This window comes from Catenibacterium sp. CAG:290, assembly GCF_000437715.1.
GTDB lineage: Bacteria > Bacillota_I > Bacilli_A > Erysipelotrichales > Coprobacillaceae > Catenibacterium > Catenibacterium mitsuoka_A.
Genome location: NZ_FR898860.1, coordinates 1 through 24,591 on the forward strand (window position 1 = coordinate 1; position 24,591 = coordinate 24,591).

Annotated in this window: 24 protein-coding genes; 19 read left to right on the plus strand and 5 right to left on the minus strand. The window is 34.0% G+C overall.

Annotation, left to right across the window (positions count from 1 at the left end; all coding sequences use genetic code 11):
• The 7 genes from QVO42_RS08650 to QVO42_RS08680 all read left to right on the plus strand — a co-directional run.
• Positions 1-786: CDP-alcohol phosphatidyltransferase family protein (locus tag QVO42_RS08650; RefSeq protein ID WP_353867263.1), on the plus strand; the 786-nt coding region annotated here is incomplete at its 5' end.
• A 1-nt stretch (position 787) separates the two neighbouring features.
• Entirely contained in the window at positions 788-1,648 is an 861-nt protein-coding gene (locus QVO42_RS08655; protein WP_022425720.1) for a phosphatidylserine decarboxylase, read from the plus strand.
• Between the two features lie 86 nt (positions 1,649-1,734).
• On the plus strand, positions 1,735-2,505 hold the full coding sequence (locus QVO42_RS08660) for a ParA family protein (protein ID WP_022425721.1): 771 nt from the start codon (positions 1,735-1,737) through the stop codon (positions 2,503-2,505).
• On the plus strand, positions 2,495-3,382 hold the full coding sequence (locus QVO42_RS08665; protein WP_022425722.1) for a ParB/RepB/Spo0J family partition protein: 888 nt from the start codon (positions 2,495-2,497) through the stop codon (positions 3,380-3,382). Before QVO42_RS08660 ends, QVO42_RS08665 begins: the two co-directional genes overlap by 11 nt.
• A 93-nt stretch (positions 3,383-3,475) precedes the next feature.
• Complete coding sequence (locus QVO42_RS08670) at positions 3,476-4,942, plus strand: family 1 glycosylhydrolase (protein ID WP_022425723.1); 1,467 nt, start codon at positions 3,476-3,478, stop codon at positions 4,940-4,942.
• A 72-nt stretch (positions 4,943-5,014) separates the two neighbouring features.
• Positions 5,015-6,436: an NAD(P)/FAD-dependent oxidoreductase gene (locus tag QVO42_RS08675; RefSeq protein WP_022425724.1), complete on the plus strand. Its 1,422-nt coding sequence runs from the start codon at positions 5,015-5,017 to the stop codon at positions 6,434-6,436.
• Positions 6,437-6,438: 2 nt separating this feature from the next.
• Positions 6,439-6,633, plus strand: a complete 195-nt coding sequence (locus QVO42_RS08680) for a DUF951 domain-containing protein (protein ID WP_022425725.1) — start codon at positions 6,439-6,441, stop codon at positions 6,631-6,633.
• A 197-nt stretch (positions 6,634-6,830) separates the two neighbouring features.
• On the opposite strand, the gene QVO42_RS08685 is transcribed toward QVO42_RS08680, so the two are convergent.
• Positions 6,831-7,526, minus strand: a complete 696-nt coding sequence (locus QVO42_RS08685) for a polysaccharide deacetylase family protein (protein ID WP_022425726.1) — start codon at positions 7,524-7,526, stop codon at positions 6,831-6,833.
• A gap of 60 nt (positions 7,527-7,586) precedes the next feature.
• Entirely contained in the window at positions 7,587-8,060 is a 474-nt protein-coding gene (locus QVO42_RS08690) for a phosphatase PAP2 family protein (protein WP_022425727.1), read from the minus strand.
• A 91-nt stretch (positions 8,061-8,151) separates the two neighbouring features.
• Between QVO42_RS08690 and ychF the strand changes: the two genes are divergently transcribed.
• The 6 genes from ychF (at position 8,152) to rpsR (ending at position 11,810) form a co-directional block, all read left to right on the plus strand.
• Complete coding sequence (gene ychF / locus QVO42_RS08695) at positions 8,152-9,252, plus strand: redox-regulated ATPase YchF (RefSeq protein ID WP_022425728.1); 1,101 nt, start codon at positions 8,152-8,154, stop codon at positions 9,250-9,252.
• Positions 9,252-9,971 carry a class B sortase gene (gene srtB / locus QVO42_RS08700; RefSeq protein ID WP_022425729.1) on the plus strand — a complete coding sequence of 240 codons (720 nt, stop codon included), beginning with the start codon at positions 9,252-9,254 and terminating at the stop codon, positions 9,969-9,971. The genes ychF and srtB overlap by 1 nt, the downstream gene beginning before the upstream one ends.
• Before the next feature lie 42 nt (positions 9,972-10,013).
• On the plus strand, positions 10,014-10,646 hold the full coding sequence (gene ispD, locus QVO42_RS08705; RefSeq protein ID WP_117459109.1) for a 2-C-methyl-D-erythritol 4-phosphate cytidylyltransferase: 633 nt from the start codon (positions 10,014-10,016) through the stop codon (positions 10,644-10,646).
• Between the two features lie 122 nt (positions 10,647-10,768).
• Positions 10,769-11,059, plus strand: a complete 291-nt coding sequence (gene rpsF / locus QVO42_RS08710; RefSeq protein WP_022425731.1) for a 30S ribosomal protein S6 — start codon at positions 10,769-10,771, stop codon at positions 11,057-11,059.
• Between the two features lie 16 nt (positions 11,060-11,075).
• Positions 11,076-11,564: a single-stranded DNA-binding protein gene (gene ssb, locus QVO42_RS08715; RefSeq protein ID WP_022425732.1), complete on the plus strand. Its 489-nt coding sequence runs from the start codon at positions 11,076-11,078 to the stop codon at positions 11,562-11,564.
• A 15-nt stretch (positions 11,565-11,579) separates the two neighbouring features.
• Positions 11,580-11,810, plus strand: a complete 231-nt coding sequence (gene rpsR / locus QVO42_RS08720; RefSeq protein WP_006505606.1) for a 30S ribosomal protein S18 — start codon at positions 11,580-11,582, stop codon at positions 11,808-11,810.
• Positions 11,811-11,897: 87 nt separating this feature from the next.
• Here the strand turns inward: rpsR and QVO42_RS10475 are convergent, their stop codons facing one another.
• Complete coding sequence (locus QVO42_RS10475; RefSeq protein WP_353867264.1) at positions 11,898-12,131, minus strand: tyrosine-type recombinase/integrase; 234 nt, start codon at positions 12,129-12,131, stop codon at positions 11,898-11,900.
• A gap of 273 nt (positions 12,132-12,404) precedes the next feature.
• On the opposite strand from QVO42_RS10475, the gene QVO42_RS08725 reads away from it, so the two are divergent.
• The 6 genes from QVO42_RS08725 (at position 12,405) to QVO42_RS08750 (ending at position 21,777) form a co-directional block, all read left to right on the plus strand.
• Positions 12,405-13,439, plus strand: a complete 1,035-nt coding sequence (locus tag QVO42_RS08725; protein WP_288164203.1) for an aldo/keto reductase — start codon at positions 12,405-12,407, stop codon at positions 13,437-13,439.
• 97 nt (positions 13,440-13,536) lie between these two features.
• Complete coding sequence (locus QVO42_RS08730) at positions 13,537-14,190, plus strand: GntR family transcriptional regulator (protein WP_022425734.1); 654 nt, start codon at positions 13,537-13,539, stop codon at positions 14,188-14,190.
• A 12-nt stretch (positions 14,191-14,202) separates the two neighbouring features.
• On the plus strand, positions 14,203-15,678 hold the full coding sequence (locus tag QVO42_RS08735) for a glycoside hydrolase family 1 protein (protein WP_022425735.1): 1,476 nt from the start codon (positions 14,203-14,205) through the stop codon (positions 15,676-15,678).
• A 60-nt stretch (positions 15,679-15,738) separates the two neighbouring features.
• Positions 15,739-16,752: an alpha-hydroxy-acid oxidizing protein gene (locus QVO42_RS08740; RefSeq protein ID WP_022425736.1), complete on the plus strand. Its 1,014-nt coding sequence runs from the start codon at positions 15,739-15,741 to the stop codon at positions 16,750-16,752.
• 1,034 nt (positions 16,753-17,786) lie between these two features.
• Complete coding sequence (locus QVO42_RS08745; protein ID WP_022425737.1) at positions 17,787-19,151, plus strand: aminopeptidase; 1,365 nt, start codon at positions 17,787-17,789, stop codon at positions 19,149-19,151.
• 109 nt (positions 19,152-19,260) lie between these two features.
• Positions 19,261-21,777: a translation factor GTPase family protein gene (locus tag QVO42_RS08750; RefSeq protein WP_022425738.1), complete on the plus strand. Its 2,517-nt coding sequence runs from the start codon at positions 19,261-19,263 to the stop codon at positions 21,775-21,777.
• An 11-nt stretch (positions 21,778-21,788) separates the two neighbouring features.
• Here QVO42_RS08750 and QVO42_RS08755 read toward each other — a convergent pair whose 3' ends face one another.
• Together QVO42_RS08755 and QVO42_RS08760 are read right to left on the minus strand one after the other, a co-directional pair.
• On the minus strand, positions 21,789-24,251 hold the full coding sequence (locus tag QVO42_RS08755) for a heavy metal translocating P-type ATPase (protein WP_022425739.1): 2,463 nt from the start codon (positions 24,249-24,251) through the stop codon (positions 21,789-21,791).
• On the minus strand, positions 24,248-24,553 hold the full coding sequence (locus tag QVO42_RS08760) for a metal-sensing transcriptional repressor (protein ID WP_022425740.1): 306 nt from the start codon (positions 24,551-24,553) through the stop codon (positions 24,248-24,250). The genes QVO42_RS08755 and QVO42_RS08760 overlap by 4 nt, the downstream gene beginning before the upstream one ends.
• Positions 24,554-24,591: the final 38 nt, after the last annotated feature.

Genomic DNA, 24,591 nt, shown 5'->3' on the forward strand with positions numbered 1-24,591 from the left:
CAAGCTGCCAGGTCCTTTTTTATTATTAAAAAACGAGAAAATAGCCTTAAACAGGCTATTTTTTATTTACAGAAAGAAGTTAAATATCTATCATTCAATATGCATTCATGCTATAATGAACCCGATTATAAAAAAGAAGGAAAGGTGAATTGTATGATTGGTTATTACAACTATACAGTCATTCTAACATATTGTAGTTTAATCAGTGCGATTGTCGGAACACACTTCGCATTTGAACACAATTATGTTTTGGCATTATTCTGTCTTATGCTTTGTGGCTTTTTTGATTCTTTCGATGGTATCGTTGCACGTTCAAAAAAGGACAGAACAGAAGAAGAAAAGAAGTTTGGTATTCAGATTGATTCTCTTGTAGACTTAATCAGTTTTGGCGTTTATCCTGCAATCATTGCCTACTCAATGGGATTCAATAGTTTGCCTTGTTTGATCATCTTTATTATATATATTCTTGGTGCTGTTATTCGACTAGGGTATTTCAATGTTATGGAAGATATGAGACAGCAGCAGACTACTGAAAAAAGAAAATATTACCAGGGATTACCTGTTACATCTTCATGTCTAATTTTTCCAATGATCTATTGTTTAACAGTATGGCTTACGGTGCCTCAAGTCCAGCTTGTTTATTTAATTGGACTACTAGTTGTAGGTATTCTATTCGTAGCTAACATCAAAGTAATCAAGCCTGACTTTAAGGGTGTCCTAGGTCTTATCGGCTTTGGTATTATTTTATTAATCATTTTAATTATTAAAGGTGTTGTTTTAATCTAGTATGGCAATATTCAAACGTAATGGTGAAAAATTAGAATATGATCAGTCACAGGATCTCTTCTTAGAGAAATTGTATGGATCACTTGCAGGAAGATGTTTATTAAAAGTATTAACTCAGCCAGTTATTACTGAACTAGGTGGTGCTTTTATGAATTCTTCTCTTTCTAAAGGACAAATCAATTCCTTTGTAGAAAAAAACAATATTGATTTGAATCTATATGAATCACAAGATTATCATTCTTACAACGATTTCTTTACACGTACTATTAAAGATGGTGTAAGACATATCGATATGGATGAAAATGCATTGATTGCACCTTGTGATAGTAAACTCACTGTTTATCCTATTGAGGATACATTACAGCTTAAAATTAAGAATTCAGTTTATACAATTGAAGACTTATTAATGAGCCCTGCACTTGCAGATGAATATAGAGGTGGTCTATGTCTTGTATTTAGACTTACAGTAGATGATTATCATCACTATCACTTCATTGATGATGGAACAGCTGACAAAGATCACTTTATTAAAGGTGTTTTCCATACAGTCAATCCTATCGCAAGTGATTATTATCCTATCTATAAGACTAATAGCCGTTCTTATACAGTTCTTCATACAAAGCACTTTGGTGACGTAGTTCATATGGAAGTAGGGGCAATGATGGTTGGTAAAATTACTAACTTAAATAAGAAAACCTTTAAACGTGGTGAAGAAAAAGGCTATTTTGAATTTGGTGGCAGTACAGTTGTCTTATTCATAAAAAAAGATATTGTAGATATTGATGAGGATATTCTCAACATTTCTAAAAATGAAGATGAAGTACGTGTTCTCATGGGAGAACGTATCGGTACACTAAAATAGTGAGAAGGTGAATACCTTCTCATTCTTTTTGTTTTGTTTAAAGAGTTTTATGCTATAATTAAGAATGCGAATAAGGAGGTTATGTGATGGGCAAAGTAATCGCAATTACAAACCAAAAAGGTGGCGTAGGAAAAACAACCACTAGTATTAATTTATGTGCAGCACTCGCACTTATGAAGAAGAAAGTATTACTTGTAGATATGGACGCTCAGTCTAATGCGACGCAGGGTATTGGAATTGATCGTTCTAGTTTAGAAAAAACAACTTATGATGTGCTTATTGATGAAGTACCCATTGAATCAATCATCAAACATAGTGAAATCCCACACCTAGATGTGGCACCTGCAAGCATTGACTTAGCGGGTGTAGAAGTACAACTATCAGCTGTACCAAAGGGAAGAGAAAAACGTTTAAGAAAGGCAATGGATAGTGTTAGAGATCAATATGATTATATTATTATTGATTGTCCACCAGCTTTAGGTTTATTAAACACAAACGCTCTTACAGCTGCAGATAGTGTTTTAATTCCTGTTCAATGTGAATATTATGCGCTAGAAGGTTTAACACAATTATTAAATACTATTTTATTAACACAGTCAGTATTTAACCGTAATCTTACAATTGAAGGTGTATTATTGACTATGCTTGATTCACGTACTAATTTAGGTGTAGAAGTGACACAGGAAGTACGTAAATACTTTAAGGATAAGGTTTATAAAACAGTCATTCCTAGAAATGTAAAGCTCTCAGAAGCACCTTCTGCAGGTCTTTCAATCTTTGATTATGATTCACGTAGTGAAGGTGCGAAGTCTTACGCACGACTTGCGAAAGAGGTGGTGAGCAGAAATGGCAGATAAGAAAAAACGTTTAAGTAAAGGATTAGATGCAATCTTTGATACAACATCTACTGGTGGAGATCTTCAATCAATGATTTCTGCAATTGAAAGTAATTCTAATGAATTTACTCAAGAAAAGGTTTCTATTGATTTAATCAGACCTAATCCTTATCAGCCTAGAAAACATTTTGATCAGGATAAGTTGAATGAATTAGCTCAATCCATTAAAGAACATGGCATCCTACAGCCAATTCTATTAAAGAAATCTATTCATGGTTATGATATTGTAGCTGGTGAAAGAAGATTTAGAGGAGCTAATATTGCAGGGTTAAAAGAAGTTCCTGCAATTATCGTAGACTTCACTGATGATCAGATGATGGAAATTGCGCTTCTTGAAAACATTCAGAGAGAAGACTTAAATGCGATTGAAGAAGCACAGGCTTATAAAGCCATGATGGATAAGATGAATCTGACTCAGGAAGAACTAGCTGGACGTATTGGGAAATCAAGAACTCATGTGACTAATACTTTAAGACTTCTTAATATCAATGAGAAGCTCCAGCAGTATATTCTAGAAGGTATTCTTTCTATGGGACATGTTAGACCATTAGTTGGTTTAGATGATGAAACAGCTCTTAAAATTGCGAATCGTGCTATTAAAGAGAAGCTTTCTGTACGTCAGGTAGAAGATATCGTTAGAGGATATAAACTTGCTCAGAAGCGTAAAAATGCGCCTAAGAAAGAAAAGAATACAACCTATACTTATGCAGAAGATTTATTAAGAAAGAAGTTCCGTACTAAAGTAAAGGTAGAAGAAAAAACAATTACTCTTAAGTACTCTGATACAGAAGACTTAAATCGTATTCTAGAAATCATGGGTGTAATAGAAGATATCTAAAGAACAGGAAACTGTTCTTTTTTCATTTCTAGGAAATCTCAATGTTTAATTTATATTCTATGTATAATAAATATGAAAGAAGAGGACAACAAAATGAAACAATTTCCAGAAGGATTTTTATGGGGCGGTGCTGTTGCTGCCAATCAGTATGAAGGTGGATGGAATGAAGGCGGTAAAGGTATTACTGTCTCAGACTGTGCTAGAAGTCATTTAGATGTAGATGTACAGGACTATAAGAAACAAAACGAAGTCACTACAGCTGACATCGAAGAAGCATTAAACACACAGGATGAAGTATACTATCCAAAAAGACATGGTGCAGATGGATATCACCACTATAAAGAAGACATTAAGCTATTTGCAGAAATGGGCTTTAAAGTATTCCGTTTATCTATTGCCTGGGCAAGAATCTTCCCTAATGCAGATGATGCAACACCTAATGAAGAAGGTTTAAAGTTTTATGATGATGTATTTGATGAATGTTTAAAATATGGTATTGAACCATTAGTCACTATTTCTCACTATGAACCACCTATTAATCTTGTATTAAATTATGATGGATGGTATTCAAGAGAAGTCATTGATATGTTTGTACGTTATTGTGAAGTGATTGTAGATAGATACAAGGATAAAGTAAAATACTGGCTTACTTTTAATGAAGTAGACTCTATGATCAGACATCCATATACTACAGGTGCACTTATTAAAGATCGTTTCCCAGGTAAGAACTTTAATGAAGTGATCTTCCAGGCAATGCATCATCAGTTTGTGGCCAGTGCACTTGCGACTAAGATCGTACATGAAGCAAGACCTGATGCTAAAGTAGGTTGTATGTTAACAAAGCTTACTTACTATCCATATACATGTAAACCTGAAGATGTTTTACAGGCACAACAGGATATGAGAAGTACATATTGTTATAGTGATACACAGGTATTTGGTGAATATCCAGCATACTTATTATCTAAATTCAAGAATGAAGGCATCAATATCAAGATGGAACCAGATGACTTAAAGATTATGAAAGAATATCCAGTTGATTTCGTTTCATTCTCTTATTATTCATCTAGCTGTGTTGCAAAAGATGACAATGGTTTAAAGAAAACTGCAGCTAACACTAATGTAGCTATTAAGAACCCATATATTCCATCATCTGACTGGGGATGGCAGATTGACCCTATTGGTTTAAGAATCTCTTTAGTAGACTTATATGACCGTTATAGAAAGCCATTATTCGTAGTAGAAAATGGTTTAGGTGCGAAGGATGAATTAGTGAATGGTACTGTAGATGATCAGTATAGAATTGATTACTTCGATGCACACTTTAAAGAAATGTATAATGCGATTGTAGAAGATGGTGTAGACCTCATGGGTTATACATCTTGGGGATGTATTGATATTGTTTCTGAATCTACAAAACAGATGTCTAAACGTTATGGTTTCATCTATGTAGATTGTGATGATCTAGGTAATGGTACTTATAAACGTTATAAGAAGAAATCATTTGATTATTACAAACATGTCATTGAAACAAATGGTGCATGCTTATTCGAAGACTAAAGGTAGTGTTTTACTACCTTTTCTTTATGTCGAAAGAATGGTATTATTGAATGGTAAAGAAGAGAGGTATATATGAGAGAAAATTATGATGTAATTGTAGTAGGTGCTGGTCCAGCAGGAATTATGGCAAGTTATGAATTCGTATTAAAGAATCCTAACTTATCAGTATTATTAATTGATAAAGGAAGAGCAGTGACTGCAAGACATTGTCCTATTAAAGATAAGAAGATCAAACAGTGTCCAGTGATCAAGGATAATGAACCAGGCTGTTTACCAGCATGTTCTATTACATGTGGATTTGGTGGCGCTGGTGCTTATTCTGATGGTAAGTTTAATATTACAAGTGAATTTGGTGGATGGCTTACTGATTATCTTCCAGCAAATGAAGTAGAAGATGTAATTCGTTATGTAGATAGCTTATATTTAAAGCATGGGGCAACTAAAGATATTACTGACCCAACTACAGATAAAGTAAAAGAAATCGAACACAGAGGCTATGCAGTAGGTTTAAAGTTATTACGTGCTAAGGTCAGACATTTAGGTACAGAAGAAAACTTACGTATCATGACTGAAATGCAGGAAACATTAAAGGAACATATTGATATCCAGTTTAATACAGAAGTAGAAGATATTATTGTAGAAGATAATACAATCAAGGGTATAAAGCTTGCGAAGGGTGATATCATTACAGCCTCTAAAGTATTACTTGCACCAGGTAGAGATGGTGCGACATGGCTCGATGCTGTCTTTAAGAAACATGGCTTAGATCTTTATAACAACCAGGTAGATATTGGTGTACGTGTAGAAACATCTAATATCGTTATGGATGAAATCAATAAAAACTTATATGAAGGTAAGTTCATCTATAACACATCTGTAGGTACAAGAGTAAGAACATTCTGTTCAAACCCTAGTGGACATGTTGTAATAGAAAACCATGAAGGGACAATGATGGCCAATGGACATGCTTATCATGATCCTAAATTAGGGTCTAACAATACAAACTTTGCATTATTAGTATCTCATGTATTCTCTGAACCATTTAACCAGCCTAATGAATTTGCCCATCAGGTTGCTCAACTAGCAAACAAACTTTCAAATGGTTCTATCATCGTACAGAGATATGGTGATATCCAAAAGGGTAGAAGAACAACTGAAAAGCGTTTAAAAGAAGGTTATACAGTGCCTACATTACCAGAAGCTGTTCCAGGTGATTTAGGTCTTGTATTACCATACAATACAATGAAATCAATCGTAGAAATGATTGAAGCATTAGATCACGTAACACCAGGTATTGCGAATGAACATACATTACTTTATGGTGTAGAAGCTAAATTCTATAGTGCAAGACCAAAGGTAAGAGAAGGATTTGAAACTCTTGTAGATGGTTTATATGTTGCCGGTGATGGTGCAGGTTTAACACGTGGACTTGCTCAGGCAGGTGCTAATGGAATCTTAGTTGCAAGAGATATTATTAAAAGATTAGGAGAATAATGATGGAATACGGATTACATGATATTATTGAAATGAAAAAGCCTCATCCATGTAAGAAATCCACACAATGGGAAATCGTAAGAATGGGTGCGGACATTAAAGTGAAATGCATGGGTTGCGGCGCAATTATCATGTTTTCACGAAGAGATTTTGAAAAGAGATTAAAAAAAGTAATTGAACATAAAGAAAGTGAATAATTTGACTCCATCAAAAAATAATGGTTTAATATAATCATACAGGATAACTGATGTAGAAAAATCGATCTCGTCTAACACGCCTTATACTTATTTAAGTATTCTGCGGATGAGGGATGCCCATTCTTAGAAATGGTTCGACCGCCCCTCCAGTTATCCTTTTTTTATTTACACAAAAACGAGAGGCATAATGCCTCTCGTTAGTTGTTGATACGTTGATGACTGACAAAGTCAGTATGTTCTAATGTTTTAAAAGTATAGCCATTTGCCTGATAGTATTCAATAATTGCAGGTAATGCCTGTACTGTAGTTGTTTTAGTGGCTGTATCATGCATTAAAATACAGACACGTGGTAGTCTTGACTTAGAACTTTCAATAATACGTGCAGGATTTACTGAACGTCTTGTCGCATCATTAGAAGATACATTCCAGTCATAGTACTTATAGCCTTTCTTTTCTACAACCTGTGCAACCTTAGCCATAATTCCCTGTGAATAATGTCTTGATATCGTATTTGAACTTCCTCCAGGAAAACGGATCAATTTGCTGGTACGTCCTGTTTGTTCTTTGATGATTTTCTCAATATTACCTAAATCCTCAAAATAAGTTTCTTCACTTTGATAAATACTATACTTATGTGTATAACTATGTGCACCAATGGTATGTCCTTTTAAATAAGCTGTACGAATATAGCTTTGATAACGCGCATTTTCACCAGTCACAAAGAATGTCGCTTTCACATTATATTTATCGAGAATATCTAATACTTGAGGTGTGTTATGAGAAGGTCCATCATCAAAAGTTAGATAAACTTCCTTCACTTCATCAGCATGTACAGGACTATAAACAAGACTGATTAAAAGCATGAAAGCTATCGCAATATTTATCTTTTTCATGAGCACATCTCCTTTACCGGATACCATTATACACACTTCTCTGTGTAATAGTTATGTAATCTATAAAAGTTCAATAATAAGACTTAATACCATACCGGCAGTCACATCACTGATATGATGAAGACCACTTAAAACCCTTGTAATGGCAGTTAAAAATGCGAATATAAGCATCACTATACCAATATATAAATCAAAATGAATCGCAGTAAATGCGATAATAAATGCACTTGCAGCATGTCTAGAAGGGAAAGAACATCCTTCATGATGTTCAAAGAGTGGAGTGACTTCTAAGTAGTCATAAGGACGTGATTGATTAATCAGTTTTCTAATCACTGTCACAATAAGAAATGCAGCACAAGGCTTAATAATCGCATAAATAAGATAATCATCATGAGTCATATAGAAACCAATTAATAACATCACATAAGAAGCCATCATGATATATTTTAATGCGATTGTAAGAAATCCTACCACTTTTTTATAGGTAGGATGAGACCATAAAAATTGATTGAGTCTTTCATATATATTATTCATTTTATCACCTTCTCCATTATACCATTCATTCATTGCAATTTAACGTTAAGTATAATAAAATAATGTAGATTAAAAGGAGTGAATATAAATTATGTCATTAACTGCAGGAATCGTTGGTTTACCAAACGTTGGTAAATCTACATTATTTAATGCGATCACAAACGCACAGGTAGAAGCAGCCAACTACCCATTCGCAACAATTGACCCTAACGTAGGTGTTGTTGAAGTACCAGATCATAGATTAGATGATCTTGCTGCAATCTTTAATCCAAAGAAGACTATCTATACTACATTTGAATTTACAGATATTGCCGGCCTTGTAAAAGGTGCATCTAGAGGTGAAGGTTTAGGAAATAAATTCTTAGCTAACATCAGAGAAACAGATGCAATCTGTGAAGTAGTAAGATGTTTTAGAGATAAGGATATTACTCACGTTGATGGTTCAGTAGATCCAGTACGTGATGTTGAAACAATCAATCTTGAACTTGTAATGGCTGACTTAGAAACAGTGGACAAGAGAATTGGTAAGATTGAAAAGAAAGCTCAGACTGGTGATAAAGAAGCTAAAGCTGAAATGGAAGTATTAGCACCATTAAAAGAAGTATTAGAAGCTGGTAAGATGGCTCGTACGCTTACTTTTAATGAGGAAGAAATGGTTTATGTAAAACAGTTCAACTTATTAACTACTAAGCCTATGATCTATGTAGCGAATATGGGTGAAGAAGATATCGAAGATCCAAATTCAAACCCATACTATATCACTTTAAAAGAATATGCTGCAAAAGAAGGATGCGATGTTGTTCCTATTTGCGCTAAGATTGAAAGTGAATTAGCTGCATTAGATGCAGAAGATAAAGCTATCTTCATGGATGATTTAGGAATCAAGGAAAGTGGTTTAGATAAGCTTATTAAAGAAACATATGCTTTATTAGACTTAAAGACTTTCTTTACAGTAGGACCTGATGAATGTCGTGCATGGACATTTACTAATGGTATGACAGCACCAGAAATGGCCGGTATTATTCATACAGACTTCCAGAAAGGTTTCATTAAAGCTGAAACTTATACTTATGATGATATGATGCAGTATAAGAGTGAAGTGGCTTTAAAAGAAGCTGGTAAGATCAGACAGGAAGGAAAAACTTATAAAGGACTTGATGGTGATATCATGTTCTTCAAGTTTAACGTATAATGAAAATCATTAGACGTATTCTTCTTGTAGTATGTTTAGCTGTCTTTCTATATAGTGCAGGTAATCTTGCAAACATTGGATATAAATATCATAAGGTCAACTCTGACAACAAGAAGCTACAAGAAGAAGTCGTCACTGAAGTGAAGCAGGATTCACCACTGGATAGAAAAGTTGATTTTAACCAACTAAAGAGTATTAATGAAGATATCGTAGGATGGATCTATATTCCTAATACAAACATTGATTATGCTTTATTAAAAGGAAAAACAAATGATACATATATTCATACAAACTATGAAAAGAAGCATTCATTTGCAGGCAGTATTTTCTTAGATGAAGATAATAATTCTTCTTTGACTGATAGTAATACAATTATTTATGGTCATAATATGAAGAATGGTTCAATGTTCGCGAATATTAAGAAGTTTACAGATCAGGATTACTTTAATAATCATCCAAAAGTATATATTTATTTACCAGATGGCAGCATTAACGTATATTCTATCTATAGTACTAAGATCATTGATGCAACAAGTGATTATTACTTGAAGGATATTGATTATGCAAGTTATGTGGCTAATGCGAAATCATCCGCTAAACAATCAAGAGATGTAGATTCACAAAATACAGCACCATTATTGCTTTTATCTACTTGTTATGCGCATGATACGCCAACACGTAGTGTTTTATTTGCAAGACTAGAGAAAAACGTAAAGTAATTTACGTTTTTTTTATATATAATGTAATAGAGGTGATTCATGATGTATAGCGCAATTATATTATGTGCAGGAAGTGGTAAGAGAACAGGTCTTGGTTACAACAAGATGTTCTATCAATTACAGGGAGAGACTGTATATGAAAAGACAGTGAATGTCTTTTTACATGATAAGAGATGTGAAGAAATCATTATTGTATGTAAAAAAGAAGAACAGTCACATTTCAAGAAACTATTAAATAAGAAATGTATGAAGTTTGTAGAAGGTGGAAAAGAAAGACAGGATTCTGTTTATGAAGGATTAAAACATGTCACAAGTGATTATGTAATGATTCATGATGGCGCAAGACCTTTTGTGAAAAAAGACCTTCTAGACCGTTTGGTAGTAGGTATGGAAGAACATAAGGCAGTTCTTGCAATGGTACCATGTAAAGATACAATCAAGCGTGTCAAGGATGGTAAGGTAGTAGAAACACTTATTAGATCTGAACTGATGCAGGCACAGACACCACAGGCTTTTGATACAGTACTTATTAGAAATGCTTATAAAGAAGCCATTGAAAATAATATCCAGGCAACAGATGATGCATCTATGTTGGAATTACAGGGTAAAGATGTCTATGTTGTAGAAGGTGATTATGACAATATTAAAATCACTACGAAAGAAGATCTAAAATAGTAAAAAAAACTTCGATTAATCATTGCTTTTTTGATTTTCTTGTGATAGTATGAACAAGCATGTAAAATATTACTGCCTGTCTAGAAGTATTCTAGACCGTCAAGACCAGAGGAGGTAAAAAAATGAACAAGTATGAAATTATGATGATTTTAAAACCTGATTTAGAAGATGATGCTAAGAATGCAGTATTAGATGGTTTTAAAGCAATCTTAACTGAAGGTGAAGGTGTTGTTGATAACGTTGACACTGAAAAGTTAGGCTTACGTGAATTAGCTTACGAAATCAAAGATTATACTAAGGGATTATATGTAGTAATCAATACTCATACAACTCCAGAAGCAATCGCTGAATTCGAACGTTTATCACGTATCAACCCAAGCGTATTACGTCACTTAACTTTAAGAAGAGACTAAGAAGAGGTGATGGCGAATGCTTAACCGTGTCGCATTAGTCGGAAGACTTACAAGAGATCCTGAATTAAGAAGAACAGGTAATGGTACAGCTGTAACAAGTTTTACTTTAGCAGTTGATCGTAACTTCTCAACAAGAGATGGTCAGGAAGCTGATTTTATCAACTGTGTTGTATGGAGAAAACCTGCTGAAAATGTTGCACAGTATTGCAGCAAGGGTTCACTTGTATCAGTCGACGGTCGTATACAGACTCGTAGTTACGACAACAATCAAGGCCAGAGAGTTTATGTAACAGAGGTTGTGGCTGATTCAGTTCAGTTCTTGGAAACAAGAGCACAGAGAGAAAGAGCTCAGCAGAATGCACCTATGATGCAGCAGCCTACAATGACTCAGCAGCCTAGACAAAACAACAATGACTTCTATGATATGAAGACAGTGGATCTAGATAAGGATTTTGATGATTCAGTGAATTCATATGATATCATGGATGACGATATTCAATTCTAACAGGAGGAAACAACAATGGCTTTCAGAAGACAGAGAATGGGTAGAAGAAAAGTTTGCTACTTCACTAAAAACAAGATTGATTACATCGATTATAAAGATGTTGAACTTTTAAAGAGATTTATCTCAGCTAACGGTAAAATCATCCCAAGACGTGTAACTGGTACAAGCGCTAAGTATCAGAGAAAACTTGCTAGAGCAATCAAGAGAGCAAGACAGATGGCTTTATTACCATACGTTGGTGAATAGTTAAAATGAAGGAAAAACCTCGATAAAATCGAGGTTTTTTTTTGCGAAATAGCGTTTTATACGTGATTTTTAACGGAGAAGTGCGTATTATTTGTCGTTTTCATCCTCTAAATTGAGGTCAACTAAGTCAGCAACGAATTTCTGACGAGCATGTAATACGTCTATATAGGTATCAGCGGTTATATTGATATCACTATGACCAAGATGAGCAGATACAATTTTTAGATCGACATCATTCATTAATAATAAAGTCGCATTAGCGTGACGTAAGAAGTGAACAGATATAGATTCATAGTCTGTTCCTTTTTTATTGAAGCTAATCTAGATGATGCAGTATGACGATTAATGTAATTAGTAGTATTACCTGCAAAGACTAGATTATGATCTTCATATACATTACATTTAGAAATCATGGCCTTTTTCATGTCAATATGTATTACAAGAAATAGTATTCGTAAGAAGGTTACATAAGCATTTTTTACATGATGAGATTTGTTGAATATAGTATTTATTTATTGACTTTTAAAAAAATATTGAGTTATTATAGATATAGATACACCGGTATACCGGAATAATGATAAGAAAGAAGGAGTTATGATGAGAAAAGTTAATGTTCAAGGTATGGAAATTGGAGTAATGGGAATGGGATGTATGGGATTCTCTCATGCGCACGGTGATCCAGCTCCTAGAGAAGAATGTATTTCCATGATGCGTAAGGCTCATGAAATGGGTGTTACATTATATGATACAGCTGATGTATACGCTAATGGCCATAATGAAATCTTAGTAGGTGAAGCTTTAGCACCAATTCGATCAGAAGTACAAATCTTAACTAAGTTCAATCCAGAGGTAGCACCTGTAAATGATCCAGCTAATGGTACAGTTGCTCAACAAATTGAAGCAAGATGTGATGCTTCATTAAAACGATTAGGAACTGATTATATTGATATCTATATGATGCACAGAGTTCCTGATGATTTACCAATTGAAACATATGCAGAAGCTATGAAAAATTTGATTGAAAAAGGTAAAATTAAGGCTTGGGCTATGTCAAGAGCAAGAGAAGATCAAATCAGAAAAGCACATGCTGTATGTCCAGTAGCAATCGTAGAAAATGAATTTTCTATGGTTGTTAGAAATATTGAAACTGACGGTTCTTTACAAGCATGTAAAGAATTAGGAATTGCTATGACTCCTTATATGCCTTTAGCTTCAGGTTTATTAACTGGTGCTTATAGACCAGGTATGAAATTAGAATTCAAGAATGATGATATTCATAGAACATTCTCTTGGTTTACAGAAGAAAACTTAGAAAAAAATCAACCATTATTTGAAATGTTAGAAAAATTTTCAACTAAAAAAGGATGTACATATGCACAATTAGCTTTAGCATGGGTAATGGCTGAATATGATATGATGATTCCAATTCCTGGTATGTACAAACAAGAATTCATTGATTCAAACTTAGAAGCATGCAATATTGTTTTAACTGATGAAGAAATGAAAGAAATCGATGAAACTTTAGCTACACTAACAATCTATGGTGACGGTGCTGAATGGCGTGTTGACCAATTAAGAGGAATGTTAAAAGAAGAAGGATACGAAGTAGAAAAATCTTGGAGAAAATAAGATGCATTCGCATCTTTTTTTATATCTAACTCGACATTATACGTAATGAATGTTAGAGTATAAATAGTACCGGTATACCGGATTTAGGAGAATAAAGATGCAATTATTATTAAAAGATCAAGCATATCAGGCATTATTAGAAATGATATGGTCAGGAAATTTAGAGGCAGGAGGAATCTATTCACTTACAAAAATCGCACAAGATTTAAATATTTCTAGAACGCCTTTAAGAGACGCAATTCAAAGATTAAGTGATGAAAAACGTATTGATATCTTACCTAGCAGGGGATTCTGTTTACATAAATTCACAGAAGAAGAAATTAAACAGAGATATCATCTTACAATCTCTCTAGAAGGATATAGTATTGTACGTTTAATTGAAAAATATAAGGAAAATCCAAAGAATCCATATATTATGAAATTAGAAGAATGCGTAGATTTAATGGAAAATGGTTTAAATGAAGAACATACATTTAAAGAAAAGTATAATTATGACAACGTTTTTCATAATACTTTAGTTGAATCACTAGATGATAACTTTCCTGAATATCTTTCTTTAAAGGATCATGGATTTATTAATATACCAGAATTACATGTCTATGCAAAATGTCTAGATATGAAAGTTATGTTAGCGTTTAATAAAAGAACACTTAATGCAATCAAAACAGGTAACTATGAAGATGGATATAAATGTATGATTGAAAATGCTGATTATGTTTACAACATTTATATAGAACAATCAAATAAATAAAAGGAGAACAAAATGACATTTCCGAAAGGTTTTTTATGGGGTGGAGCAGTAGCTGCTAACCAATGTGAAGGTGCTTATTTAAGAGATGGAAAAGGCTTATCAGTACCAGATATGTTATTAGGTGGAGATAGATATACACCAAGAACATTCTGTAGTGTGATTGATGAAACAGCTTTTTATCCATCACATCAAGCTATTGAATTTTATGATCATTATAAAGAAGATATTGCTTTATTTGCAGACATGGGATTCAAGTGCTTTAGATTTTCTATTAACTGGGCAAGAATCTTTCCTAATGGAGATGATATAATGCCTAATGAATTAGGTTTACAATTTTATGAAAATGTTGTTGATGAATGTTTAAAATATGGTATTGAACCATTGATTACATTATCACATTATGAAATGCCATTTGCATTAGTTCAAAAATATAATGGTTTCTATAGCAGAGAAGTGGTTAACTTCTATGTTAATTACGCAAAGACATGTTTTACTCGTTTTAAAGATAGAGTTAAATACTGGATTACATTTAACGAAATTAACTGTGCCATTGTAACAATGGGTCATGGTGGCATGGGTGATTTATATGGCTTAGGTGTGATGGACAGAGAAGATGTTAAATCTACTGAACGTATTCCATTATCTAAACTTAAAACAAACCCACAAGTCACTTTCAATGCAATGCATAATCAATTTGTTGCAAGTGCACTTGCAACTATTGAAGCACATAAAATCAATCCTGATTTTATGATAGGAACAATGATAGCACAGGTTACAGGATATCCTTTAACACCAAATCCAAAAGATATTCTTTTATGGCAAAAAGAAGATAATATCAATAATAACTTATGTGGTGATGTGCAAGTCAGAGGGAAATATCCAGAATTTGCTTATAGCTTCTTTAGAGAGGTTGGTGTAGATCCTTCATTCATTACAAAAGAAGATGAAGACATCTTATATAAAGGCAAAGTTGATTTCTATACTTTATCTTACTATCAGACAAACTGTGTTACTACAAGTAAAGATGCAGAAATTGTTGAAGGAAATTTACATGGTGGTGCTAAAAATCCATATCTTAAAGCATCAGACTGGGGCTGGCAGATTGATCCTGATGGATTAAGATTTACATTAAATAAATTACATGATAGATATCCTGAAGTACCATTAATGATTGTAGAAAATGGTTTTGGCGCATTTGATAATGTAGAAGAAGATGGGTCAATTCATGATCCATATAGATTAGATTACTTTAGACCTCATATTATTGCAATGAAAGAAGCCATTGAAGATGGTGTACCATTAATTGGTTATACAACTTGGGGACCAATTGATCTTGTTTCAGCTGGAACTGGTCAATATGCAAAACGTTATGGATTTATCTATGTAAATCGTCATGATGATGGCACTGGAGATTTTTCAAGATCTAAAAAAGATTCTTATTTCTGGTTTAAGAAAGTTTTAGAATCTAATGGTGAAAATTTAGAATAAAATGTAACTTGCTTGATATGTAAGTATTGAGCGAGTATTCTTTGATTGGAGAGGTGAATAATGAATTATCAAGAAATATTAGATCAAAGTAGACCTTTAATGGGGAAAGTATGTAAATCATGCCCAGTATGTAATGGTAAGGCATGTGGTAATAAAGTACCAGGACCTGGTGCGAAAGGGACAGGCACTGTCGCTATCAGAAACTATGATGCCTGGCAAAATATCTATGTCAACATGGATACACTCACAAGTAATGCACCTGTTGATACAACTTTAGAATTATTTGGGAAGACATTTAAATATCCAATCTTTGCAGGACCTGTAGGAGCGATTCAATTACACTATGGAGATTCATTAGATGATAATTCATATAATGATATCTTAGTCAGAGGATGTAAAGAAGCAGGAATTGCAGCCTTTACTGGTGATGGTGTTAATCCAGCCATCATGCAAGCTTCAACTCAATATATCAAAGAAAATGATGGTATTGGTGTACCAACAATCAAACCTTGGGGTGAAGAAGTCTATGATGAAAAATTAAAACTTGCGATTGAATCTAATGCCTTCGCAGTTGCGATGGATATTGATGCAGCAGGACTTCCTTTCTTAAAAGGACAGACTCCTCCAGCTGGTAGAAAATCACAAGAAGAATTAAAACGTATTATTGATAAAACACCTGTACCTTTTATCGTAAAAGGTGTTATGACAGTAAATGGTGCTTTAAAAGCCAAAGAAGCTGGTGCTAAAGGTATTGTTGTATCAAACCATGGTGGAAGAGTATTAGATGGGACTCCTGCAACAGCTGATGTCTTAGAAGAAATTGTAAAAGCTGTTGATGGAAGTATGAAGATCTTCGTAGATGGTGGTATCAGAAGTGGGACTGATATTTTCAAAGCGTTAGCTTTAGGAGCTGATGCAGTGATTATCGCAAGACCATATGTCAATATGGTATTTGGTGGTAAAGAAGAAGGAATTAAAGCTTTAACTGAAAAGCTTGGTGCTGAATTAAAAGATACAATGGAAATGTGTGGAGCCACTACATTATTAGAAATCACAAGAGACAAAGTTAAATAATTAGGGTTAAGTCCAAAAATATAGTTATTCAATTTAAATTAACGATATTATTCCAGATAAAGCGATAAATAAACGTTTTACCTTATGTTGGTGAATAATTTTTATAGGCATAAATACTTATAAAAATAAAGTCCATAGATACTAGAAAATCTGGTATTTATGGGCTTTTTTGTACTTTCTTTTGTTGTTTAATAGTATATGTAACATATCAGTATGGATGCATAATGCTAAATATAAATTAAACAAAATAGAATGAAACGAAAATAAATACGTTTCAATATAATTGCAACGAAAAAGCTTTCGTTGCAAAAAGAGTAAAACGAAAGAAACGATATTATTTAAATAAGCTTTGATATTTTTTTATTTTGGCTAAGTAGATTATTATAGCGTAGCTGAACAATAAATTCGATTTAACCAGATCATTCATTCCGATAAACTTGATCAATCATTTTGATTAGGTTGATCAGTGTATTATACGTACTTCATTTCTAAAAAAATTAAATTGTAGATATGCATCGAATCAATATAATAATTTTGAATCTGTGTCAATAGAGGAGGGGACTGATATATCCCTCCTGCATACTGTTCATAAAAGAAAAAGAATACCTGACATCATTGCCCAACAGAACTGTTGTAAATTAATACCTCAGCTCCCACAAAGTCAAAGGATCTCCCTGCATTATGATTAATGATTTAGAGAGTATGTTTTAATATGCATCAGGAATGTGAAGATTATCAAAGAGGTAAAAGCATTAAGGCACGCTGGAGTACTTTTTTTATTTGTCTGGAAAATTCTATATTGATATAAATGTTTAATGTGTTATTGACATCAAAAAATGTTTGAAATCAAAATAATGCATATAAAATAAAGGTTACCATACGTTGGTGAATAATTCTATCCTCTGAACCTTGATGTAAATCAAGTTTTTTTTGTGCTTGAAATTGAGAATTATGATGCAAACAGTTCATAACACTATCTTTATTTATTCAGCATGGTATACTGTTGTATAGATAAAAAGAAAAGAGGTTAGAAAATGTACGCAAAAAATACATGGGAAAAGTATAAGGACAATCTCAATGAAGTCATGGAATATAATGAAGGTTATAAAGATTATATTTCAAAAAACAAAACAGAACGTGCTTGTGTTAAAGACTCTATTCGTTTAGCCAAAGAAAAAGGATTCAAGCCATTAGACTCTTTTGAAACACTTAAGCCAGGAGATAAGGTTTATGTCAACAACAGAGATAAGAATATTGCTTTATTTGTGATTGGTAATAAACCACTTACAGAAGGTATGAGAATCTTAGGTGCTCATATTGACTCTCCTAGAATGGACTTAAAACAGAATCCATTATATGAATCAGAAGGATTCGTATTAGCTGATACACACTATTATGGTGGCGTAAAGAAATACCAGTGGGTAACTATCCCTCTATCATTATATGGTGTTGTCGCAAAGAAAGATGGTACTGTCGTAGATGTTGTCATTGGTGAAGATGATAATGATCCAGTAGTAGGTATCTCTGATTTACTTATTCACTTAGCTGCAGAACAGTTAGATAAGAAAGCAGCTAAAGTGATTGAAGGTGAAAACCTTGATGTTACTTTAGGTAATATGCCTTTAGTAGGTGAAGAAAAAGATGCTGTGAAGGCCAATATCTTAAAGCTATTAAAAGATAAATATGATATCGAAGAAGAAGACTTTGTATCAGCTGAAATTGAAGTTGTACCAAGTGGTAAAGCAAGAGACTATGGTTTAGATCGTTCAATGATTGCTGGTTATGGTCATGATGATAGAGTATGTGCCTATACATCTTTAACTGCAATTCTTGATATGGATGTTTGTGACTATACATGCTGTACTATTCTTGTAGATAAAGAAGAAATAGGTTCAGTAGGTGCTACAGGTGCTCAATCTTTATTCTTTGAAAATACAGTTGGTGAAATGTTAGTGAAGATGGGTATTGATAGTTTTGTACAGACAAGACTTACTTTATCTAGATCAAAGATGCTTTCAAGTGATGTATCTGCTGGTGTAGATCCACTATTTGTAAGTGTGAATGATAAGAAGAACGCTGCTTATTTAGGTAATGGTATTGTATTTAATAAATATACTGGTGCAAGAGGTAAGAGTGGAAGTAATGATGCATCTGCTGAATATGTTGCGAGAATTCGTGCTGTGATGGATGAATCAAATATCCATTATCAGACAGCTGAACTTGGTAAGGTAGACCTAGGTGGAGGAGGCACTATTGCTTATATCCTAGGAAACTACAACATGGATGTTATTGATGCAGGTATTGCAGTATTAAACATGCATGCACCAATGGAAGTCGTATCTAAAGTAGACGTATACGAAACATATCAAGCATATAAAGCATTCTTAAAGAATGCATAATTCATAGAACTGTAGTTAAAACAGGCAGTAAACTTTATGTATTTCCACCTTGGATAAAACCAAGGTGTTTTTTAATTAATCTATGATACAATAATCAAGAGGTGATTTGATGAAACAATTAACACTTGGAATGGTGGCTCATGTTGATGCAGGTAAAACTACATTAAGTGAGTCATTACTCTATACGACAGGGACAATAAAACATCAAGGTCGTGTTGATCATAAAGATACATTCCTTGACTATAATACACAGGAAAGAGAAAGAGGCATTACTATCTTTTCTAAGGTTTCTTCTCTTAATTATAAGAATAACCATTTCACATTTATTGATACACCAGGTCATGCTGATTTTAGTGGAGAAATGGAACGTGCATTAAGTGTTCTTGATTATGCAATAGTGATTATCAATGGTTTAGATGGTGTACAGGCGCATACTAAAACAATCTGGAACTTATTGAGACACTATCATGTACCAGCCTTCATCTTTGTGAATAAAATGGATTTAACACATTATACAAAAGAAGAGTTATTGGACTCTTTATCACAATTATCTCCTCATATTATGGATATGAGTGCTTCTGAAGAAGATATTGCAGCACTGGATGAAGAGATGATAGAAGAATATTTAGAAACAGGGTCTTTAAAGGATGCATCTATCGCAAAAGCGATTTCTAATAGACATCTTTATCCACTCTATTTTGGTAGTGCCCTTAAGAACCAAGGTGTAGATGAATTACTCGATGCCTTAGACCGTTATACTTTAGAAAAAGAACCACAGACAGAATTATCTGCACAGGTCTTTAAGATTACGAGAGATGAAAGAGGAGAACGTCTTGTCTTTATTAAGATCACTGGTGGCAGGCTTCATGTGCGTGATACAATCCATGATGAAAAGATTCATCAAATTAGGTTATATCAAGGGAACCGCTACACTTTAGTAGAAGATGCATCTCAGAATGATATTGTAGCCTTAACAGGTATTAAGAAGCTTCAGGCAGGGGATTACATTGGATTAGGACATGTGATTCATTCAACACTGAGACCTTCTATGTTGTATCAAATTCAACCATCTAAAGAAGCAGATATCAACCATTTCTTTTCTTCTTTAAAGGTATTAGGTGAAGAAGAACCATTACTTCATTTAAAACTCTTTGATGATCATGCCCAGGTTTCTTTAATGGGTGAAGTACAGATAGATATTCTTAAACAATTAATGAAAGATCGTTTTAATGAGGATATCACAGTGGATGAAGGAGATGTCGCTTATCTAGAAACAATCAAAGAACCAATAGAAGGAGTAGGACACTTTGAACCATTACGACACTATAGTGAAGTCCATCTTTACTTAGAACCACTTCCTCAAGGTTCAGGACTTGTCTTTGAAAATCAATGTCAGAATAACTTAGAAGAAAGATATCAAAATCTCATCATGACACACTTACAGGAAAAAGAACACTTAGGTGTACTCACAGGTTCTCCTATTACAGATATGAAAATCACACTTCTAGGTGGTAAAGCCCACTTAAAACATACAGAAGGAGGAGACTTCAGAGAAGCCACTTATCGTGCTATTAGACAAGGGTTAAAAATGACTGAATCAGTCATCTTAGAACCTTACTATAAATATGAATTAGTCATTCCTACAGAAGCTTTGAGTAAGGTTTATTATGCTTTAGAAGACTATCCAACACCTACTGTAGTGAATGAGAATAATGATATTACAACACTTCATGGAGAAGCACCTGTCTTATTCTTGACTCACTATCAAAAAGAACTTCTGACTTCCACAAAAGGAAAAGGACAGCTTTTCTTCTTAGATACATTCTATGCACCAGTAGAAAATCAGGAAGAAGTGATAACTAAATGTGATTATGATAGTGAATCAGATCTAGATAATCCTACAGGTTCTATTTTCTGTTCACATGGTGCAGGCTATTATGTGCCTTATGATGAAGTAAGAGAGAAGATGCATTTACCTCTTTATAGTGCGATGAAACAGGAACATACTTATACACATAATCCTGTACATATTAGTGATGAAGAACTTAAAAGAGTATATGAACGTACCTATGGTCCAATAGATACAAAACTTGCAAGTGACTACTATAAACCAAAACAAGATCATGTCTCTTCTAATACAGTACAGGTATTAGATGAATATTTGATTGTAGATGGATATAATGTCATCTTTGCCTGGGATGAACTGAAAGAACTTGCAAAACAAAACCTAGGTAGTGCAAGAGATAAGCTTATTGATATATTGATGAGCTATAAAGGGTATCGTGGCTGTCATATGATCCTTGTCTTTGATGCTTATAAGGTTCCACAGAATAAAGGCAAGAGTCAGATGTATCATGATATGGAAATCGTTTATACAAAAGAAGGACAGACAGCCGATGCTTATATTGAAAGCATTACAAAACAGATGGCAGGACAATATCGTCTTGTGGTAGCCACAAGTGATAATCTTGAACAGAAGATTGTATTAGGCCATGGGGCGACACGTATCTCATCAAGAGAATTACTTCAGGATGTCATTTCTCGTTCTAAAATCCAAAAAGAAGAATTTGAAAGAAAAAATCCCCAAATGCATAGTTATGCATTTGAGGATCTCAAGAAGTCTTAGGACTTCTTTTTTTATTTGATGTTTGTAACTGTATAGTCTTTATCTTCTACAGTTTTCTTTAAGACATCATTAGATACTTCTTTACTTAAAGTGACAACTGCAGTGCCTTTTTCATGACTTACATCAGCACTTTCTACACCATCTACAGCTTCTAATGCCTTCTTTACAGCCATTTCACAATGACCACACATCATACCAGTAATTTCTAAAGTCTTTTCCATTGTTTTCTTCTCCTTTTTCTTTCTTTTTATATCTTTAGATGCATCATGCATAGAGAAAGTATTGAGTCTCAACGCGTTCATACATACAAAGAAACTAGATAAACTCATGGCAGCAGCCCCTAACATAGGACTCATCTGCCATCCTGTTAAGTGAATAAATACACCAGCAGCAACAGGAATACAAATCGCATTATAGAAAAATGCCCAGAATAAGTTTTCATGGATATTTCTTAATGTCGCACGAGAGAGTCTAATAGCGGCAGTGACATCTGTCAGCTTACTATTCATTAAGACAACATCAGCTGCATCTATCGCAATATCAGTACCTGCCCCAATCGCAATTCCAATATCCGCACGTGTGAGGGCAGGTGCATCATTGATTCCATCACCCACCATAGCTACTTTACCATGCTTTTGTAAATCTTTAATAACACTCTCTTTACCATCAGGCAATACTCCTGCAATTACCTCATCTACACCTGCTTTTGAACCAATTGCATCTGCAGTCTTCTTGTTGTCACCTGTCAACATTACAACTTGAATACCCATGTTCTGCATTTCTTTAATAGCCTGAGGGCTATCTTCCTTCATTGTATCAGCCACACAGATCATACCAAGATAAGTATCATCATAACTAAAGAATAGAGGTGTCTTACCTTCCATTGCCTTGTCAGATGCTTGTTTCATCATTTCTTCAGGAATATGTTTTTCCATCATCTTGATGCTTCCACCTAATACTTCTTTACCATGAATTAATCCTCTTAACCCATGACCAGGTAATATCTCGAAGTCTTCAACATCTTCACTACCTTGATAATAATCAGTCACAGCTTTACCAAGAGGATGCTCACTCTTTTTTTCTAGACTAGAAGCATAATTTAATAGTACTTCTTTTTCTATCTTATAAGGGACCACATCAGTGACTACAGGAGTTCCTTTTGTGATTGTACCTGTCTTATCTAACGCAATAATATCAATAGAACCTGCCACTTCTAATGATTCAGATGTCTTAAACAAGATACCATGCTTTGCACCCATACCATTACCTACCATAATAGCCACGGGTGTCGCAAGACCTAATGCACATGGACATGAAATAACTAAAACGGAAATAGCACGGGCAATAGAGAATCCAATACTCTTTCCAAGAATCATCCAGACAATAAATGTGACTAACGCAATACCGATAATCACAGGTACAAAGATACCAGAGACTTGATCGGCTTTCTTTGCGATAGGTGCTTTAGTAGATGCTGCATCACTCACCATCTGAATAATCTGTGAAAGTGTTGTATCCTCATCTACACGAGTGGCACGTACTTTAATAAAGCCTGACTGATTAAGTGTTGCGCCTGATACTGTATCATTTACTGTTTTATCAACAGGAATACTTTCACCTGTTAAGGCAGATTCATCAATAGCTGTAGAACCTTCTACAATCACACCATCAACAGGAATATTTTCACCCGGTCTTACTACAAACAAATCACCTTTATTCACTTCATCAATACTTACAGTGACTTCTTTATTATCCTTAATAATGACTGCAGTTTGAGGTGCAAGATCCATTAAGCTCTTTAAGGCATCTGTAGTACGTCCTTTAGACATTGCCTCTAACATCTTACCAACAGTAATTAAAGTAGGAATCATTGCTGCAGATTCAAAATAGAGATCATGTCCTAAACTCATCACCTTCATCATCTGTCCCTGGCTCATGGCATCAATCATTAAATATAAAACAACTAAGCTATAACCAAAAGCAGCACTAGACCCTAATGCGACCAAAGCATCCATGTTAGGGGATAACTGAAATAAACTCTTATACCCATTAACAAAGAATGCTTTATTAATGACTAAAATAATAATAGTCAATAACATTTCTGTTACTGCAAGAGATACATGATTCTCCAAAAACGAAGGTACAGGCCATTTCCACATCATATGACCCATAGATAAATACATTAATAGTATTAAGAATACTAGAGAAGTAATCAATCTCTTCTTTAATTTTGGCGTCTCATGATCCACTAAAGAATCATCTTTTACCTTTTCAACACCTTTTTCACTTGCACCATATCCAATATTCTCAATTGCCTGAATAATAGATTCAGAAGATGCTGTTCCTTCTACGCCCATAGAATTTGTGAGTAAAGAAACAGAACAGCTATCTACACCATTAATATGAGCTACAGTTTTTTCAATACGATTGGCACACGCTGCACAACTCATACCAGTAATATTATATTGTTTCATTTCATCACCTTCTGTAATACTTTCACTAATTCATCAATTGTTTCATCATGACCTTCTTTAATATCATCCACAACACATGTCTTAATATGCTTTGCAAGTAATTCTTTATTAAAACTATTCAAAGCTGCATTGACTGCAGAAACCTGAACAAGAATATCAGGACAATAAGCATCTTTTTCTACCATGCCTTCAATTCCTCGAATCTGACCTTCAATACGTTTAAGGCGGTTCATGAGTTTTTTCTTTTCTTCTTCACTACGATCCTTATGACGTTCACTACAGCAGCAATCTTTTTTATCCATTATTTCACCTCCTACTCCAATCATATACCCTGTAGGGG